Annotated in this window: 16 protein-coding genes; 4 read left to right on the top strand and 12 right to left on the bottom strand. The window is 71.1% G+C overall.

Annotation, left to right across the window (positions count from 1 at the left end):
- Position 1 precedes the first annotated feature (1 nt).
- Positions 2–307 (top strand): Imm53 family immunity protein, encoded by a 306-nt coding sequence (locus ACH427_RS19780; protein WP_398870802.1) that lies wholly within the window; start codon positions 2–4, stop codon positions 305–307.
- Positions 308–448: 141 nt separating this feature from the next.
- On the opposite strand, the gene ACH427_RS19775 is transcribed toward ACH427_RS19780, so the two are convergent.
- Positions 449–1,531: a hypothetical protein gene (locus tag ACH427_RS19775; RefSeq protein ID WP_398870801.1), complete on the bottom strand. Its 1,083-nt coding sequence runs from the start codon at positions 1,529–1,531 to the stop codon at positions 449–451.
- 146 nt (positions 1,532–1,677) lie between these two features.
- Here ACH427_RS19775 and ACH427_RS19770 point away from each other — a divergent pair, with 146 nt between their 5' ends.
- A complete protein-coding gene (locus ACH427_RS19770; protein ID WP_398870800.1) occupies positions 1,678–2,097 on the top strand; it encodes an NTP pyrophosphohydrolase in 420 nt (139 codons plus the stop codon).
- Here ACH427_RS19770 and ACH427_RS19765 read toward each other — a convergent pair.
- The 3 genes from ACH427_RS19765 to dxs form a co-directional block, all read right to left on the bottom strand.
- Positions 2,051–3,592 (bottom strand): ArnT family glycosyltransferase, encoded by a 1,542-nt coding sequence (locus ACH427_RS19765; RefSeq protein ID WP_398870799.1) that lies wholly within the window; start codon positions 3,590–3,592, stop codon positions 2,051–2,053. The genes ACH427_RS19770 and ACH427_RS19765 overlap by 47 nt on opposite strands.
- 89 nt (positions 3,593–3,681) lie before the next feature.
- Entirely contained in the window at positions 3,682–5,178 is a 1,497-nt protein-coding gene (locus tag ACH427_RS19760) for an amino acid permease (protein WP_398870798.1), read from the bottom strand.
- Between the two features lie 229 nt (positions 5,179–5,407).
- A complete protein-coding gene (gene dxs / locus ACH427_RS19755) occupies positions 5,408–7,348 on the bottom strand; it encodes a 1-deoxy-D-xylulose-5-phosphate synthase (protein ID WP_398870797.1) in 1,941 nt (646 codons plus the stop codon).
- 398 nt (positions 7,349–7,746) lie between these two features.
- Here dxs and ACH427_RS19750 point away from each other — a divergent pair, with 398 nt between their 5' ends.
- On the top strand, positions 7,747–9,762 hold the full coding sequence (locus tag ACH427_RS19750) for a putative Ig domain-containing protein (protein ID WP_398870796.1): 2,016 nt from the start codon (positions 7,747–7,749) through the stop codon (positions 9,760–9,762).
- Positions 9,763–9,848: 86 nt separating this feature from the next.
- Here the strand turns inward: ACH427_RS19750 and ACH427_RS19745 are convergent, their stop codons facing one another.
- From ACH427_RS19745 to ACH427_RS19720, 6 genes are all read right to left on the bottom strand, one after another.
- Positions 9,849–11,144 (bottom strand): sugar ABC transporter permease, encoded by a 1,296-nt coding sequence (locus ACH427_RS19745; protein ID WP_398870795.1) that lies wholly within the window; start codon positions 11,142–11,144, stop codon positions 9,849–9,851.
- Positions 11,141–11,953, bottom strand: a complete 813-nt coding sequence (locus tag ACH427_RS19740; RefSeq protein ID WP_398870793.1) for an ATP-binding cassette domain-containing protein — start codon at positions 11,951–11,953, stop codon at positions 11,141–11,143. Before ACH427_RS19740 ends, ACH427_RS19745 begins: the two co-directional genes overlap by 4 nt.
- 34 nt (positions 11,954–11,987) lie before the next feature.
- Complete coding sequence (locus ACH427_RS19735; protein ID WP_398870792.1) at positions 11,988–13,091, bottom strand: substrate-binding domain-containing protein; 1,104 nt, start codon at positions 13,089–13,091, stop codon at positions 11,988–11,990.
- Between the two features lie 176 nt (positions 13,092–13,267).
- Positions 13,268–14,467 carry an ROK family protein gene (locus ACH427_RS19730; RefSeq protein ID WP_398870791.1) on the bottom strand — a complete coding sequence of 400 codons (1,200 nt, stop codon included), beginning with the start codon at positions 14,465–14,467 and terminating at the stop codon, positions 13,268–13,270.
- Positions 14,468–14,606: 139 nt separating this feature from the next.
- Positions 14,607–14,864, bottom strand: a complete 258-nt coding sequence (locus tag ACH427_RS19725) for a DUF397 domain-containing protein (RefSeq protein ID WP_398870789.1) — start codon at positions 14,862–14,864, stop codon at positions 14,607–14,609.
- Complete coding sequence (locus ACH427_RS19720; RefSeq protein ID WP_398870787.1) at positions 14,861–15,709, bottom strand: helix-turn-helix domain-containing protein; 849 nt, start codon at positions 15,707–15,709, stop codon at positions 14,861–14,863. Before ACH427_RS19720 ends, ACH427_RS19725 begins: the two co-directional genes overlap by 4 nt.
- A 156-nt stretch (positions 15,710–15,865) precedes the next feature.
- Between ACH427_RS19720 and ACH427_RS19715 the strand changes: the two genes are divergently transcribed.
- Complete coding sequence (locus tag ACH427_RS19715; RefSeq protein WP_398870786.1) at positions 15,866–16,267, top strand: ATP-binding protein; 402 nt, start codon at positions 15,866–15,868, stop codon at positions 16,265–16,267.
- 33 nt (positions 16,268–16,300) lie between these two features.
- Here the strand turns inward: ACH427_RS19715 and ACH427_RS19710 are convergent, their stop codons facing one another.
- Positions 16,301–17,221: a carbohydrate ABC transporter permease gene (locus ACH427_RS19710; protein WP_398870785.1), complete on the bottom strand. Its 921-nt coding sequence runs from the start codon at positions 17,219–17,221 to the stop codon at positions 16,301–16,303.
- Between the two features lie 11 nt (positions 17,222–17,232).
- Positions 17,233–18,156 carry a carbohydrate ABC transporter permease gene (locus ACH427_RS19705; protein ID WP_398870784.1) on the bottom strand — a complete coding sequence of 308 codons (924 nt, stop codon included), beginning with the start codon at positions 18,154–18,156 and terminating at the stop codon, positions 17,233–17,235.
- Positions 18,157–18,186 lie beyond the last annotated feature (30 nt).

Raw genomic sequence — 18,186 nt, 5'->3', positions numbered from 1 at the left:
CATGAACGACGCACTGCACTTCCTCCAGTCCTGGTACGAAGCTCAATGCGACGAGGACTGGGAGCATGAGTTCGGCGTCCGGATCGAGACTCTGGACAATCCGGGATGGACCATCGAGATCGACCTGATCGGCACCACGATCGAAGGACGCGAGCTTCGGAAGTCGAAGCACGAGTCGCAGGACGGCCGATGGATCTGGTCATGGTCCGACGGCGAGAAATACCATTCGTCCTGTGACCCGTTCTCCCTGGAGAGTGCCATTCTCCGGTTCAAGGAGTTCACCGAAAGAGGGACACAGGACGCATAGCGAGAAGGCAGGCAGCCCGCGACGGGCTGCCTGCCTTCTTCTTATGGAGCTGCCGCTCGGCGGGGGGGCGCGGCCGAGCGGGTAACTTCCGGGCCGGGCCCGGGATCGGGCTCCGCCGCGGACCGGTGGAGCCGCGGGTGACTACACCCGCACCCAGTCCCCCAGCGCAAGCCCAGGCTCGGACATCCGCTGGCGGGCGACGCGCAAGTGGCCGTCCGCGCCGAGCACCGCCAGGGTCACCCGGCCGAGGGCGTCCAGGGCCAGTGCGGGCGCGCCCGCGAAGTCCTCGCCCGTTTCCGACCATTGGCTCCCGGCCGGCTCGTCACCGGTGGGGAAGACGGCGACGGCGGGGACGCCGGAGGCGGCCCGCTGGGCGAGCACCGTGCAGTCGAGGCCGTCGAGAGGCGTGCGGAGCGCGGCGGCGGGCCCGGTGCCGACGGCGCCCAGGGAGGCGCTGACCGGCTCGTCGTCGGCCCCGCCGACCGCGGGGAGGACGGTGTGGAGCGCGGAGTCCGCGGCCTCGCGCCAGAAGTGGGTGATCCGGTCGTCGCCGGTCGCGACGGCCGTGGCGGTCGCGGGCGCCGGCTTCGCGGGGGTGTTGCGGACGCGCTCCAGCTGGCCTCCGGGCTCTCTCTGCCGCCAGCGCAGCACGAACTCGGCCGCCGGGGCGAGGAGTTCCACGCGGCCGGTGGAGGTCGCGGCCGCGGTCATCCCGTCGAGGACGTGACTGCCCTTCAGGTCGGTCCAGGGGCCCCAGATGCCGCGCGCGTCCATCTGGCGGCCGCACACGCCGCCGCCCGCGTTGCGCACGAAGACGTGCAGGCCGGCGGAGTCCACGACGGCCGTCGGGGCGCCGATCCGCGCCGCGCGGTCCCAGTCCTGGCCGTGGGGCGTACCGATCGACCGCCAGTTGGTGACGGGACGGCCCGACTGGAGCTGTGTGGCATAGACCACCTCGGTCGCGGTCCAGTCGCCGGCGTCGCCCGGGACGTTACGGCGGCGGACGCCGACCAGATACACATAGCCCTGCCCGGTGCGCGCTATGGACAGGTGCGGGTCCAGGCCGGGCGCGGGCAGGAGCTCCGGGCCGGTCCACTCGGGCCCGCCGGGCCGGGTCTCGGTCCAGCGTGCGACACCGCCCTCGGCCGGCGCGTAGGCGGTGAGACGGCCGTCACTGCCTCGCAGCAGCCAGCCGGTTACCGGGGTGGCGGTACGCACTGCCATGTCTCGCTGCCAGCCTTTCTCGCACTCGGGTCATTTCCGCACCCGGGCGCAATTGCGCGCCGCGCGGACCCCTTTTGTCGACCCTCGACAATAACATCGCGGGCGCCGCCGAATTCCGCCCGGAATTGGCGTGGGAGGCTGGTCGCATGACTGCTCTCCTCGTCGTGGACGGCGCGAATGTCGTCGGTTCGGTGCCCGACGGCTGGTGGCGCGACCGCCTCGGTGCGGCCCGGCGGCTGCGGGACAGGCTCGTCGCGTACTCGGCGGAGGGCGGCGGCGCGGCCCTGCCGCCGGGAGCCGTCGAGCCGGCGCTCACGCCCCCGCCGGAGATCGTACTGGTGGTGGAGGGCGCGGCACGCGGCGTCGAGCCGGTGCCCGGGGTGCGGGTGGAGCAGGCGGACGGCAGCGGTGACGACCGGATCGTGCGCGTGGTGGCGGAGCGGGCCCCGGGCCGGCGCTGCGTGGTCGTCACCGCGGACCGCGGGCTGCGCGAGCGCGTCAGGGCCCTCGGCGCCGAGGTCACCGGGCCCCGCGCGGTGTTCCCCCGGCGGCCAGGACGTCCGTGACGGCGCCCGCCGGGGCGTAGAGCACCGCGCCGTCGGCCGTGCCCACCCGCTCGTACCCCCGGTCCAGGACGGCCCGCAGCGACGGCAGCCGGGCCGGGCCGTACGGCTTGCCGCGTGAGTCGTCGACGATGAGCGCGGGCGGACGGCGGGTCAGCTCGCGGCGGAAGACGGGCCAGGAGCCCGGCACGCCGTACGCCTCGCCGACGTGCGAAGGGCCGCGTCCGCCGCTGTAGTTGGTGAGCAGCCCGGCGGTCAGGAAGCGGCCCGCGGGCGGGCGGTCCGCGAGCCAGTACGTCTCGGGGTGCATGCCCCAGCACAGCACCCGGGCGGTGGGCGCGGTGCGCTCGCGGACGGCGCGGGCCACCTTGAGCGTGTGCGGCAGGTCGGGCGGCTGGTCGGCGAGCCCCCAGGCCAGGAAGAACGCGCAGGAGAGGGCGGAGAGCGCGAGCGAGGTGCCCAGCAGCCGTCCGTCGAGCGCGGCCAGCGCCGAGGTGCCCAGCAGGGTGAGCGGCGGGATCAGCTGGAGGTAGTAGTGGCCGAAGAAGTGGAAGCCGGTGGCGACGGCCACGGCCGAGGCGGCGAGCCACAGCCACAGCTCGGGGGGCGCGGCGCGGCACCGGTCCAGCAGCCGCCGGGCGACCGGCAGCAGCAGTCCGGCGCAGCCCGCGGCGAGGGTGCTCGCGTTGGAGACCGCCTGGCCCGCGGCGAGCGCGACGGCACCGGCCGCCGAGGCGTACGTCCCGGAGCCGGTCACGGACCAGAACAGCAGCCGGGCGGGGCCGGTGGCGCAGGCGACGGCGGCGGTGGGCAGGAGCACGCCGAGGGCGAGGGCAGCGGCGCCGACGGCCCGGGGGCGCGCGGTCCACAGCAGCAGGAGGACGGGGGCGAGGACCGCTCCGCCGGTCTGCTTGGTGAGCATGGCGGCGGCGACGGCGAGCCCCGCGGCGCCCCAGCGGCGGCGGTCCGCGCACCACATGGCGGCGACGGTCCACGGCACCATGAACACCTCGAAGGCCGCGGCCTGGGTGTCCTCGGGGGCGAGGGCGATGGACGCGAGGAGATAGAGCGCGCCCGCCGCGCGACCGGCGCGTTCGCCCCAGCGGCGGCGGGCGAGCGAGGCGAGCAGCACGGCGGTGAGGAGCTGGGCGAGGACGGCGAGGGCCTTCAGCGGCAGCAGGGAGTGGTCGCCGAAGAGCGCGAAGCACAGTTCGTAGAGCCAGGGCAGCACGGGTGGCTTGCGGTCGACGACGGTGCCGTAGAGGACGGCGCCGTGGGCGAGCATGCGGGCCTCGGTGGCGAGGAAGCCCTCGTCGGGGTTCCACAGGGGACGCAGGAAGGACGGCAGCCGGGTGACGAGGGCGAGGGCCGCGAGGACGGGCAGCAGGCGCGGCCAGAAGGCGTCGCGGTTCCCCGGCGGGGCCGCGGGCCCGTGCGGGGCCCGGACGTGCGGTGCGGGGGCGGCGGCCGGGGCGGCCGCGCGCTGGGCGACGGGCATGCGGGTCAACCTAGGGGTAACGGCCTCGGGGGTGGCGCGGTCCGCGGGGGACGGGCGGGCGCGTGGTGGCGTCCGCCCGCCCCGGGTGGTCAGGGCACGCGGCTGTGGCGGCGCCCGTAGACGAAGTAGACGACGAAGCCCAGCACCATCCAGGCCGCGAACCTCAGCCAGGTCTCGGCCGTCAGGTTGAGCATGAGCCACAGCGAGGCCAGGACGGACAGCACCGGCACCAGGGGGACGAGCGGGGTGCGGAAGGCCCGGTGCAGGTCGGGGCGGCTGCGGCGGAGCAGGATGACGCCGAGGGCGACGACGACGAAGGCGAAGAGCGTGCCGATATTGACGAGTTCGGCGAGGACGTCGATGGAGGTGAAGCCGGCGAGCACGGCGACGACGACGCCGAGCAGGATCGTGGAGCGGTAGGGCGTGCCGTAGCGGGGGTGGACGCGGGAGAAGACCCTCGGCAGCAGCCCGTCCCGGCTCATCGCGAAGAAGACCCGGCTCTGGCCGAGCAGCAGGATCATGCAGACGGTGGTGAGCCCGACGGCCGCGCCGAAGCTGATCAGCCCGGCCCAGAAGGGGTGGCCCGTGGCCTTGAAGGCGTCGGCGAGGGGGGCGTCGGTGGAGAGCTCGCTGTAGCGCTGCATGCCGGTGACGACGATGGAGACGGCCACGTAGAGGACCGTGCAGATGGCGAGCGAGCCGAGGATGCCGCGGGGCACGTCGCGCTGCGGGTTGCGGGTCTCCTCGGCGGCGGTGGCGACGATGTCGAAGCCGATGAACGCGAAGAAGACGACGGCGGCGGCGGAGAAGATGCCCATGAGGCCGAAGTTCGACGGTGAGAAGCCGAACATCAGCTGCACCAGCGGGGCCTTGATGTCGCCCCCGGCCTCGGTGGGGACGGACGCGGGGACGAACGGGTGGTAGTTGGCGCCCGAGATGAAGAACGCCCCGACGACGATCACGATCAGGACGACGGTGACCTTGACGGCGACGACGACGGTCGTCACCCGGGAGGACAGCTTCATCCCGAGGACGAGGATCACGGTGAGCACGAGGACGAGCGCGCAGGCGAGGATGTCGAAGCCGAAGCGGCCCCCGTGGGTGCCCTGGAGGGCCGTCGGCAGGTGCCAGCCCGCGTTGTCCAGCAGCGAGCGGATGTAACCGGACCAGCCGACGGCGACGACCGCGCAGCCGAGGGCCAGCTCCAGGACCAGGTCCCAGCCGATGATCCAGGCGGGCAGCTCGCCGAGGGAGGCGTACGAGAAGGTGTACGCGGAGCCGGCCACCGGCACGGTGGAGGCGAACTCGGCGTAGCACAGCGCCGCGAGCCCGCAGACGACGCCCGCGAGGACGAAGGCGAGGGCCACCGAGGGGCCCGCGTTCTCCTTGGCGACCTTGCCGGTGAGCACGAAGATGCCGGTGCCGATGACGACGCCGACGCCGAAGACGGTGAGGTCGAGGGCGGTGAGGGACTTGCGGAGCGCGTGCTCGGGCTCCTCGGTGTCCCGGATGGACTGCTCCACCGTCTTGGTCCGGAAGACGCCGCGCCTTCCGGGGCTGTTTTTGAGGGGTTGTTCCGTGCTCATCGGCCCACCTCCTGCTCGACCCGTCGCTCATCCGTGAACTGAGCGAGTCTCCGCGATGTTCGGTCCCACGCGGGGTGGGGCCCGGCCACCGCTCCCAGGATTCACCCGATGGGACGCACCCCGCAGTATGCGGACGGGTCACGCTTCCACCCGGATAGGGGGCGCACGCGCGTCGGCCGGGCTCGAGGGAGCGAGCCCGGCCGACGTCGGAGCGAGGGGGAGGAACCGGTCAGTCGCGGGCCACCTCGGCGGCCGGCTCGGCCTCCTCGTAGCGGCCGTCGAGCTTCGAGACCAGACCTGTCACCTGGCGGGCGATGTCCGGCGCGGTCAGGCCGATCTCCGCCATGACCTCCTTGCGGGAGGCGTGGTCGAGGAAGCGCGGCGGGATGCCGAAGTCACGCAGCGGGAGGTCGACGTCCGCATCGCGCAGCGCCTGGGCGACGGCCGAACCGACGCCGCCCACACGGCTGTTGTCCTCGACGGTGACCACGACGCGGTGCCGTGCGGCGAGCGGCGGCAGCGCCTCGTCGACCGGCTTGACCCAGCGCGGGTCGACGACGGTCGAGGAGATGCCCTGCTGGTCGAGCAGGGCGGCGATCTCCAGGCACATGGGGGCGAGGGCGCCCACGGAGACGATCAGGACGTCAGGCCGGTCGGTACCGGCGGCGGGCTCGCGCAGGACGTCCATGCCGCCGATCCGGCCGACGGCCTCGACGGCCGGGCCGACCGCGCCCTTGGAGTAGCGCACGACGGTCGGCGCGTCCTTGACGTCGACGGCCTCGCGGAGCTGCGCGCGGACCTGGTCGGCGTCGCGGGGGGCGGCGATCCGCAGGCCGGGCACGACCTGGAGGATCGACATGTCCCACATGCCGTTGTGCGAGGCGCCGTCGGTGCCGGTGACCCCGGCCCGGTCCAGCACGAAGGTGACACCGCACTTGTGCAGCGCCACATCCATCAGCACCTGGTCGAAGGCCCGGTTGAGGAACGTCGCGTACACCGCGAAGACCGGGTGCAGCCCGCCCGTCGCCAGACCGGCCGCCGACGTCGCCGCGTGCTGCTCCGCGATCCCGACGTCGTAGACGCGGTCGGGGAACGCCTTGGCGAACTTCTCCAGGCCCACGGGCTGGAGCATGGCCGCGGTGATCGCGACGATGTCCTCCCGCTCGCGGCCGAGCTCGACCATCTCGTCACCGAAGACGGAGGTCCAGTCGGCGCCGCCCGAGGAGACCGGCAGGCCGGTGTCGGGGTGGATGACGCCGATGCCGTGGAAGCGGTCGCCCTCGTGCTGCTCGGCGGGCTTGTAGCCGCGGCCCTTCTGGGTGAGGCAGTGCACGATGACGGGCCCGCCGAAGCGCTTGGCGCGCTGGAGGGCGGATTCGAGGGCCTCGATGTCGTGGCCGTCGATCGGGCCGATGTACTTCAGGCCCAGGTCCTCGAACATGCCCTGCGGGGCGATGAAGTCCTTGAGGCCCTTCTTGGCGCCGTGCAGCGTCTCGTAGAGCGGCCTGCCGAGGACGGGGGTGCGCTCCAGCAGGTCCTTGCCGCGGGCCAGGAAGCGCTCGTAGCCGTCGGTGGTGCGGAGCGTGGCCAGGTGGTTGGCGAGGCCGCCGATGGTCGGGGCGTAGGAGCGCTCGTTGTCGTTGACGACGATGACCAGCGGGCGGTCCTTGGCGACCGCGATGTTGTTGAGCGCCTCCCAGGCCATGCCGCCGGTCAGCGCGCCGTCACCGATGACGGCGACGACGTGGTCACCGGCGCCGCGGACCTGGTTGGCCTTGGCGAGGCCGTCGGCCCAGCCGAGCACGGTGGAGGCGTGGCTGTTCTCGATGACGTCGTGCTCGGACTCGGCGCGCGAGGGGTAGCCGGACAGGCCGTCCTTGGCGCGCAGCTTCGAGAAGTCCTGGCGGCCGGTGAGCAGCTTGTGCACATAGCTCTGGTGGCCGGTGTCGAAGAGGACCTTGTCCTTCGGCGACTCGAAGACGCGGTGCAGGGCGATGGTGAGCTCGACCACGCCGAGGTTGGGGCCGAGGTGGCCGCCGGTCTTCGCCACGGCGTCGACGAGGAAGGAGCGGATCTCCGCGGCCAGCCGGTCGAGCTGCTCCGGACTCAGCCGGTCCAGATCGCGCGGTCCCCTGATGCGGGTCAGCAGCGCCACCCGTGCCTCCTTCATCGAGCTGTACGAGCCTGTCGGGCTTGCCGGTCTGTCGAGTCTAATGTTCCGCCCGCGATGGCGGTGAACGGGTGGTGCGAGGTATGTCACGCGATCGGCGTAGCAAGGTCACGGGCCGCGCGGAATGCCGGATGGGTTCCCCTTTGGGACCTCTGGCCGCCCGGCGTCACAGGGGCGCGCGGGGATACCGCCGATAGCAAGCCTTTGCTGTTCGCTCGGTTGTCCCTTGGGAACGGTCGTCGCTACGTTCGACGCATGCCACCGCCCACCGGGGTGGCACTTCCCGAGGGGGAATTTGTCATGCACTCGACATTTCCCTGCACTTCGGCGATCCGCCGGCACCCCCTCGGCCTTTCTCGTTCACGGGTGATATCCGACCCCCCATGGAGGGCTGTTCCGTGCAAGCCAAGAGACGGCAGACGAAGAGATCCTTCCGCTCCAGACGGCCGGCGGGCCGTGCCACCACCGCGCTGCTCTCGCTCGCGGCGCTCGTCACCGGCGGCCTGATAGCCGCCTCCCCCGCCGCCACCGCGGCCCCGCACACCGCCACCGCCACCACCGCCGCCGCCCACACCAAGCGGCTCTGCTCCCAGGCCACCCAGCCCGGCAGGATGTCCTGCCTCGCCCTGGCCCGTACGGACATCCAGCCGCACCTGGGCATCTCGGCGGGCATCATGCCCTCCGGCTACGGCCCGGCCGACCTCAGCAGCGCCTACGCCCTGCCGGCCGGGGCCGGCTCCGGCGCCACCGTGGCCATCGTCGACGCCAACGACGACCCCAACGCCGAATCGGACCTGGCCGCCTACCGCTCGCAGTACGGGCTGCCCGCCTGCACCACGGCCAACGGCTGCTTCCAGAAGGTCGACCAGAACGGCGGCACCTCCTATCCGGCGGCCGACTCCGGCTGGGCGGGCGAGATCTCGCTCGACGTCGACATGGTCAGCGCCGTCTGCCCGCAGTGCCACATCCTGCTGGTCGAGGCCAACAGCGCGAGCATGGAGGACCTCGGCGCCGCGGTGAACCGCGCCGTGACCATGGGCGCCAAATACGTCTCCAACAGCTACGGCGGCACCGAGGACGCGACCGATCCGACGTCCGACTCCTCCTACTTCGACCACCCCGGCGTCGCGATCACCGTCAGCTCCGGCGACAGCGGCTTCGGCGTCGAGTACCCGGCGGCCTCCCGCTTCGTGACGTCCGTGGGCGGCACCTCGCTCAGCCGGGCGGGCAACGCGCGCGGCTGGACCGAATCGGTCTGGGGTTCGAGCGCGGGCGGCCAGGGCGCCGGATCCGGCTGCTCCGCCTACGACGCCAAGCCGAACTGGCAGCACGACAGCGGCTGCGCGAAGCGGACCGTCGCGGACGTCTCGGCCGTCGCCGACCCCGCCACGGGCCTCGCGGTCTACGACACGTACCAGGCGGGCGGCTGGAACGTCTACGGCGGCACCAGCGCCTCCTCGCCCATCATCGCCGCGGTCTACGCCCTCGCGGGCACGCCCGCCGCGGGCGGCTACCCGGCCTCGTACCCGTACGCGCACCCCTCCGCGCTCAACGACGTCACCAGCGGCGCCAACGGCAGTTGCAGCCCGTCCTACCTGTGCACCGCGGGCACCGGCTACGACGGACCGACCGGGCTCGGCACCCCCAACGGCACCGGCGCCTTCACCTCCGGTTCCACCGGCGGCAACACCGTCTCGGTGACGAGCCCCGGCGACCAGAGCGGCACGGTCGGCACGGCCGTCTCCCTCTCCGTCAAGGCCACCGACTCCGACGCCGCCCAGTCGCTCACCTACAGCGCCACCGGGCTGCCCGCGGGGCTGGCCATCAACGCGAGCACCGGCGTCATCAGCGGCACGCCGACCACCGCCGGCACGTCGCACGTCACCGTGACCGCCCAGGACGCCACCAAGGCCAGCGGCAGCGCCTCCTTCACCTGGACCGTCAACGCGGCCGGCGGCAGCTGCACGGCGGCCCAGCTGCTGGGCAACGCGGGCTTCGAGAGCGGCACGGCCGCGCCCTGGACCGCCACCTCCGGCGTGATCGACAACAGCGCGTCCCAGCCCGCGCACTCCGGCTCCTGGAAGGCATGGCTCGACGGCTACGGCAGCGCCCACACCGACACGCTCGCGCAGACCGTGAGCATCCCGGCGGGCTGCCACGCGGCCCTGAGCTTCTGGCTGCACGTCGACACGAAGGAGACGGGGAGCACGGCCTACGACACCCTGACCCTCAAGGCGGGCACCACCCAGCTGGCCTCCTGGTCCAACGCCGACAGCAACAGCGGCTACGCGCAGAAGACGTACGACCTGTCGTCGTACGCGGGGAAGACGGTGACGCTGACCTTCACGGGCACCGAGGACTCCTCCCTGGCGACGGACTTCGTCATCGACGACACCGCGCTGAACGTGAGCTGAGGCAACGGGGCTCCGGCCCCTCCTCGGCCCCGATCGCCGGCCGGGCCCACAGCGGCCCGGCCGGTGATCCCGGCTGTCGCCGGGCGCTACGCGCGCCCCGCGCTCCGCTGCGTGCGGCGCGACAGCGAGTCGATGACCACGGCCGCCAGCAGCACCGCGCCCGTGATCATGTACTGGACCGCCGACGCGATCCCCAGCAGGGCCATGCCCGAGGCGATGGACTGGATGACGAGGACACCCAGCAGCGCGGACCACGTCTTGCCCCGGCCGCCGAAGAGGCTCGTACCGCCGATGACGGCCGCCGCGATGGCGTTCATCAGCAGGCTGCCCGACCCGGAGGACTGGTTCGCGGCGTTGATCTGCGAGGCCAGGAACATCCCGCCCAGCGCCGCCATCGTCCCGGAGAGCGCGAACACCGAGATCCGGATCGCCGGGACGTCGATGCCCGCCCGGCGGGCCGCCTCGACGCTGCCGCCGAGCGCGAAGACCTTGCGCCCGTACGGCGTGCGGCGCAGCACGAAGTCGAGGGCGACCACGACGCCGAGGAAGATCACCACGGCCAGCGGCAGCCCCTTGTACTGATTGAACAACCAGGCCACCACATAGGCCGGGACCGCCAGTGCCGCGGTGCGCAGGACGATCTCGCTGAGCGGCCGGCTGGGGACGCCCGCGGCCTCGCGGCGCCTGCTGTCGCGGAACGACAGCAGGAAGAACGCGGCCACGGCCAGGGTCGCCAGGCCGTAGGCCGCGGAGATGTCGGTGAAGTAGTGGTTGGTGAGGTCGGCGACGAGCCCCGTGTCGTCGAGGTTGATGGTGCCGTCGGAGCCGAGCACCTGGAGCATCAGGCCGTTCCAGCCGAGCAGACCGGCCAGGGTCACCACGAACGCGGGCACACCGATGCGGGCGAAGAAGAAGCCGTGCAGCGCGCCGATCACCGCGCCCGTCAGGAGCGCCAGCACCAAGGCGAGCCACTCCGGCATGCCGTGATGGACGTTGAGCACGGCGAAGACGGCCGCCGCCAGACCGCTCACGGAGCCCACGGACAGATCGATCTCGCCGAGGATGAGGACGAAGACGATGCCGACCGCGATCAGGCCCGTGCCGGCGGCGGTGACGAAGAGGTTGGAGAGGTTCTCCGCGCCCAGGAAGGCCGAGTCGCGCATCTGGAAGATGATGGCGATCATGATCAGGCCGACCACCACGGGGAGCGAGCCCAGCTCCCCGCTGCTCAGCTTGCGGCCGAATTCGCTCCAGTACCCGGCGAAGCCTTCCTGCCGGACCAGCAGCCGGGGGTCGACGGGGACGACGGTGCCTTCGGCGGGGGCCTGGCCGTTGCCGCCGGGAACCTCGCCGTTATGGGAATCTGACAGATTCGTGCTCACCGGTTCCCCTCCACCCTCTCGCTGCCGCCCTCGCCCAGCCGACGGGCCACACGGCGGGTGACAGCGTTGTCGGTGGCCCCGGTGATGGCGGAGATGATCTCTTCCTGGGAAGTGGCGCGCACCTCGAAGGTGCCGTTGTTGCGGCCGAGCCGGAGCACGGCGACGCGGTCGGCCACGGCCTTCACATCCGCCATGTTGTGGCTGACGAGGATCACCCCGAGGCCGCGCTCCCGCAGCCGTTCGACCAGGTCGAGGACCTGCGCGGTCTGCTCGACGCCCAGCGCCGCGGTGGGCTCGTCGAGGATGACGACCTTGGGCTCGCCGAGCAGCGAGCGGGCGATGGCGACGGTCTGCCGCTGCCCGCCCGAGAGCGCGGCGACGGGGATGCGGACACTGGGAATCCGGATGGACAGGGTGGCGAGCAGCTCGCGGGAGCGGCGCTCCATCTCGACCTCGTCGAGCACCCCGGCGCGGACGATCTCCCGGCCGAGGAAGAGATTGCCGACGACATCGAGGTTGTCGCACAGCGCGAGGTCCTGGTAGACGGTCGCGATGCCCAGCTCCTGGGCGATGTGCGGCCGGTCGACGGTGACCTTCCGGCCCTCCCACTCGATCACCCCGTCGTCGGCGGGGCCGACTCCGGCGATGGTCTTGACCAGGGTGGACTTACCGGCGCCGTTGTCGCCGACGAGGGCGACCACCTCGCCGGGCGAGATCTCCAACTCCACGTCGGTGAGCGCCTGGACGGCACCGAACCGCTTGGAGATCCCGCGCAACGCCAGCACGGGCGCAGCGGACACGTTCATCAACTCCTCCACCGCCTGAAGGCGGCACGCTGGGCGCTCACTTCAGACCGGCCTTGTCGCACTGCGCCTTGTATTTGGCGGTGCAGATCTCGTCCAGGGTGAAGAAGCCCTCCTTGCCGACGTACTGGGCGATGTCGGGCTTGGTGAGGGCGAAGGGGGTGACGATGACGGAGGGGATCTTCTTCTCGGAGCCGCTGTCCACGGTGGACTTGGCGATGCCGTCGGTCTTCTCGCCCTGCGCGAGGGCGACGGCCAGTTCGGCCGCGGCGTCGGCCTCGGGCTTGTAGGGCTTGTAGACGCTCATGAACTGCTCGTCGGAGAGGATGCGCTGGACCGCGGAGAGCTCGGCGTCCTGGCCGGTGACCGGCGGCAGCTTGGTGAAGCCGGCGCTCTTGAGGGCCGTGATGATGCCGCCCGCCATGCCGTCGTTGGCGGAGTAGACACCCACGATCCTGTCCTTGCCGAGCGAGGAGATGGCGCCCTTCATGTTCTCGTTGGCGTTCTCCGGCTTCCACTCCTTGGTGTCGTACTCCTTGCCGATGGTGACCTTCCCGTCGAGCACGGAGTGCGCGCCGTCCTTGTACATCTTGGCGTTGGGGTCGGTGACGGAACCGTTCATCATGACGATGTCGCCCTTTGCGGCATTGTCGCCGAGTTCCTTCAGCAGGGATTCGCCCTGAATCTTTCCCACGCGTTCGTTGTCGACGGAGGTGTACGCCTTGATGGGCCCCTCGGCCAGCCGGTCGTAGGCGACGACGGGAATTCCGTTGGCGTTGGCCTTCTTCACCGAGCTCGCTATCGACTTCGCGTCCACCGCGTCCACGATCAGCGCGTCGACCTTTTTGGTGACCATTGTGTCGACCTGCTGCTGCTGAACCGAAGCGTCCTGTTTGGCGTTCTCGTAGAGGACCGTCGTCCGCGTGCCCGCGAGTTCCTTGATCTTCTTCTCGATCAGCGGTTTGTCGAATCGCTCATAACGGGCGGTCTGGTTTTCCGGCAGAAGGAGGCCGATGGTCAGCGAGCCCTTCTTTTCCTTCTTGTCCCCGCCACCGGCTTGTTTGGCACTGCCGCAGGCCGCCAGGCCCGCCGCCATCGAGACGGCCGCCACGACCACTGCGGCACGCCGTATACGCGTGTTCACTTGCAGATACCTCCCTGACGAGGCCGCGTCGTCGCGGCCGAGGTGGCTGGAAGTCAACTCGGCCCCCAAGGGGGCGTCAAGAAGTAAATCCTTAACGAGATGGCAACGATGCCATTCGTTATCTGCGTGAACTCAAGATACGGCCGTGGCGGTCTGCCGGAAAACGCTGACGGCCGTCAGGAGGGCGCGGGAGCGTCCGCGGGACGGGAATCGTCCAGCAGCGTGGAATCGCCCATTTCACTCAGGACGAGCGCCAGCGCGCCCAGCACCTCGGCCCGGCCGCCCAGCGCGCCGGGGACGACCTCCAACTGGCGCGCGGCACTGGGAATGGCGTAGCGCGAGACGGATTCCCGGATCGGGCCGAGCACCAGCTCGCCGGAGTCCGCGAGATCGCCGCCGAGCACCACACGGCTGGGATTGAGGAGGTTGCAGAGATTGGCCACGCCGCTGCCGATGTGCCGGCCGACGTCGCCGATCACCCGGCGGCAGCCGGGGTCGCCCTCGCGCGCGAGCTCCACCATGCGGGCGACGGTCAGGTCGGTGCCGTGGGCCGAATGGAGCAGGGGCAGGACGTAGCGGGCCGCGGTGAAGGTCTCCAGGCAGCCGCGGTTGCCGCACCGGCAGACCGGTCCGGCCTCGTCGAGCGTGATGTGCCCGATCTCCCCCGCGGTGCCGCCCGGGCCCCGGTAGATCTGTCCGTTGATCACCAGGCCGGCGCCCACGCCGCTGGCGACCTTGATGTACGCGAGGTCGCCGGCGCCCCGGCCCGCGCCCCAGACCAGCTCGCCCAGCGCGCCGAGGTTGGCATCGTTGTCGACGTGGACGGGGACGCCGATACGGGCGGCGAGGTCGTCGCGGGGGTTGGTGCCCGCCCAGCCCGGCAGGATCGCGGTCGAGCCCAGCGTGCCGGAGGCGACGTCGATCGGGCCGGGCACGCCCAGGCCCACTCCGACGATCTTGGCGGGGTTGATGCCCGCCTCCTCGATCAGCCGCTTGACCAGGTGCTCGGCCCGGTCCAGGCCCTGCGCCGCGGAGGCGTCCACATCCAGCGGCTCGGCGTCCTCGGCCAGCACCCGGTGGGCGAGGTTGCCGATGGCCACCCGCAGGTGTGTGTGCCCGAAGTCGACGCCCACGACGATCCCGGCGTCACCGGAGAGGGAGACGCTGCGGGCGCGGCGGCCGCCGGAGGAGGTGGGGGTGACCTCGACGGTGCCGCCGTCCTTGAGCTCCCGGACGATGTTGGAGACCGTGGCCGCCGAGAGGCCCGTGGCGCGGGCGATCTCCGCCTGGGTGAGCGAGCCCGCCATGCGCACGGCCCGCACGACCCGCTCCAGGTTGGCCCGGTGCAGTGACGACTGCGACCCCGGAGTCTCCACGATTGTTCACTCCCGCCTCGCCGGGAACGGCACGACCGCCGCCCCGCGGCCGGGCCACAGCACTGGAGCCCAGCCATCCGTACAACATATGAACTCTAAGCTGAGCCGTCCGGGGCAACTCCCGTCAAGGCCCTGAACCCTATCGAGCTCGCGCGCGCGGTGGGCGGGCGGGCCGGGGGCCGTCCAGGGCGCCGGATCTCACCGCCCGCAGCAGGGCCGCCCAGGCGTCCGGCGCGGGCGTCAGCACCGTGCGCGGGCGGTCGCTCTCGCGGAACCGCAGCCGCCCGCCGGAGCCCGGCGCGGCCTCCAGGCACTCCTGGCCGCCACCGCTGCCGGAGAAGCGGGACCGCTGCCATCCGCCCGGGGCGCCGGGGTCCGCCGGGCGCGGGGCCCTCACGCCCGCACCGCCAGCTTCTTGATCATGACGAGCGAGGCGTCGGGCGCGAGCGCGAGGGACCGCAGGGAGCCGAAGAGCTCGCGGTAGCGCCGGACGTCCTCCTCCCGGTCCAGATAGGCGGCCGCGGCGAGGCTGTCCGTCATGACGACGTCCATGCCGGACGCGAGCAGTCCGTAGACGACGAACGGTCCGTCCAGGCCGCCGTGCACCCCCGCGTCGAACGGCAGCACCTGGATCCGCGCCCGCCCGCTCTCCACGAGGCCGACGAGGTGCCCCAGCTGGCCGCGCATCACCTCCGGCCCGCCCACCCCGCAGCGCAGCGCCGCCTCGTAGACCACCGCGGTGAGCTCGGGGGCGTCCGGCTTGGCGAGCACGGCCTGCCGGGCGGTCCGGGCCGCCACACAGCGCTCGGCCGCGGCGTCGTCGTAACCGTGCCGGCCGCCCTTGAACAGCGCGCGCATATAGCCGGGGGTCTGGAGCAGACCCGGCACGAGCACCGTCTGCCAGACCTGGACGGATACCGCCTTGGACTCCAGGTGCGCGAGATCGGCGATGCCGGGAAAGGCGCTCACGTAGGTGTTCCACCAGCCCTGGCGGCGGCCCTCGCGGGCGAGGTCGACGAGCGAATCGACCAGCGCCTGGTCGGTCACCCCATATGCCTTCAGCAGGCCGCGTAGCTCGAATGGGCGAATCCCATTGGTGCCGGTCTCGATGCGGCTGATCTTGGCCTGTCCGCACTCCAGCGCCTCTGCGGCATCTTCACCTGACATACCCGCGGCCTCGCGGAGCTTACGGAGCTCCGCACCGAGGCGCTTCTGTCGGATAGTTGGGGGCTTCTGCGGCATGACAATCCTCCCTTCCTTTGGGCAGAGAGTCTGCCTGCACACACCCCGTGAGCACAGTCACTCACAGGGACGAAAGCCCACCGAATTTATGCACTCGCGGTCGATCCCATCCCACTCTTGATGCCCCTCCTGTTTCCCCCCGAACGGAGCCCACAAATGTGCGAGGACCCCCAACTGGCCACCGCGGACTGGTGGTACACACTCCGGATCCCTGCCCAGCCCTGGATGATCAGCGTCGTGCGCAGCTCCCTGCGGCTCGCGCTGCAGCGCCACGGCCGCCTCGATCTCGCCGACACCGCCTGCCTGTTGGTCACGGAGCTGGTCACCAATGGCGTGGTGCACACCAAATCCCCGGTGACCGTGGACCTCAGCTGCCGCGCCGGCGTCCTGCGGGTGGACGTGCACGACACCAGCCCCGAGATCCCGGCCCGCGTCACCGCGGGCCGGTACGACGAGTCGGGCCGCGGGCTCACCCTCATCGACAGCTGCGCGAGATCCTGGGGCGTCCGCCCGGCCGCGCAGGGCCCCGGCAAGGCGGTCTGGTTCACCCTCCACTGACCGTCCGGCCGGGCGGCGGCACAGCCCCGGCGGCTACTTCAGCGCACCCGCCGTCAGGCCCGCCTGGACCTGCCGCTGGAAGAGGAAATAGACGACGAGGACCGGCAGCATGGCGATCACCATGCCGGCCATCAGACCGCCCCAGTCCCCGTCGTAGCCCTGCTGGAGGGCGATCTGGGCGAGACCCTGCGTCAGGACGTAGTGGTGCTCGTTCTGATTGAGGACCATGGGCAGGAGGTACTGGTTCCACTGGCCCAGGAAATTGAAGATGCCGATGCTGATCAGGCCCGGCTTGGCCATCGGGAGCATGACCTGGAAGAACGTCCGGGTGTGCGAGGCCCCGTCGATCATGGCGGCCTCGGCCACCGAGGTCGGCAGCGTACGGAAGAAGGCCGTCATGAAGAAGACGGTGAACGGCAGCGAGAAGGCGATGTAGACCAGGATCAGCCCGGGATACGTCGCCAGCAGGGACACCCCGGGGAAGTCCCGCAGCACGAAGAACAGCGGGATGACGAGCATGAAGACCGGGAAGGACATCCCGGCCACGAAGAGGTAGTAGATGAAGCGGTTGCCGGGGAAGGTGAAGCGGGCCAGCACATAGCCCGCCATCGACCCGAGCACCATCGTGCCGACGACCGAACACCCCACGACGATGATGGTGTTGGCGAAATACCGGCCGATGCTGGCCCGCTCCCAGGCGTGCGCCCAGTTCTCGAAGTGGAACGAGCGCGGCAGCGACCACGGCGAGCTGAGGATGTCACCGCTGCTCTTGAAGGAACTCCACAGCACCCAGATCAGCGGCAGGCCGACCATGACCGCCCAGAGGACGAGAATGCCGTGCGAGAAGACATTCAGCACCGCGCCCTCGGGGCGGCGGCGCTCGGCGTCCCGCCCGCCCCGGCGCCGCGCCTCGGCCGTTTCCTTCGCGGGCACCGCGCCTGCTTCCGTCGTCATTCGTCGTACCCCTAGAACTCGATCCGCTCACGCCGCGCGAAGCGCATGGTGAGCACGGCGAACAGCAGAGTCACAATGAGCATCGCGATGCCCATGGCCGACGCGTAGCCGAATTGGCTGTCGCGGAAAGCGGTTTGATAGAGCCGCAGCGGGACGACGTCCGTCGCGCCGTCCGGGCCGCCCATGTTCACCGACATGATCTGCACCAGCGCGAAGGCGTCCATCGCGATGATGCCCATGTAGACCCAGCCGGTCTGCACGGTGTCCCACAGCAGCGGCAGGGTGATCCGGAAGAAGGTGTGGGCGCGGCCGGCGCCGTCCAGCAGCGCCGCTTCGTAGATGTCCCGCGGGATGGAGGCCATGGCAGCCGAGAAGAGGACCACATAGAAGCCGACGTTCGCCCAGACCATCACGAGCATGATGCAGGCCAGCGCGATGCTCTTCTCTCCCAGCCAAGCGCTCTGCAGGGAGTCCAGACCCACGGCCCCCAGCAGGGAGTTGAGCATCCCGTCCGAGGGATCGGGGTTGTAGATGTTGAACCAGATCACCGAAATGATGGTGATGGAGATGACCTGCGGGAAGAAGAAGACGAATTTGTAGAACTTCGAGCCCCGCACCCCGGTGACCACCGCGCCCCGCCGGGCCTTGCCGCCGACATTGAGCATGAAGGCGAAGAACAGGCCGAGCGCCAGCGTCACGATGGGCACGAGCACCAGCATGATGACGTTGTGTTTGAGCGCGTTCCAGAATTCGTCGCTGTGCACGAGCTTGTCGTAGTTGTCGAACCCGATATATTTCGCCGCGCCCTTGAGCCCGCTCCAGTCGGTCATCGCGATCTGGAACGCCTGGACGAACGGCGAGATCACAAAGATCGCGTAGACCGCCAGCGGCAGGGCCAGGAACCCCGCGATGAACCGGTACTTGCCGTGCTGCATGCTGCCTCCCGGCCCTTTCTCATCGGCCGC

This window comes from Streptomyces sp. NPDC020379 (assembly GCF_044387105.1).
Classification (GTDB): Bacteria; Actinomycetota; Actinomycetes; order Streptomycetales; family Streptomycetaceae; genus Streptomyces.
The sequence above is the reverse complement of the archived record's forward strand: the minus strand, read 5'-3'. Positions and strand labels throughout refer to the sequence as shown.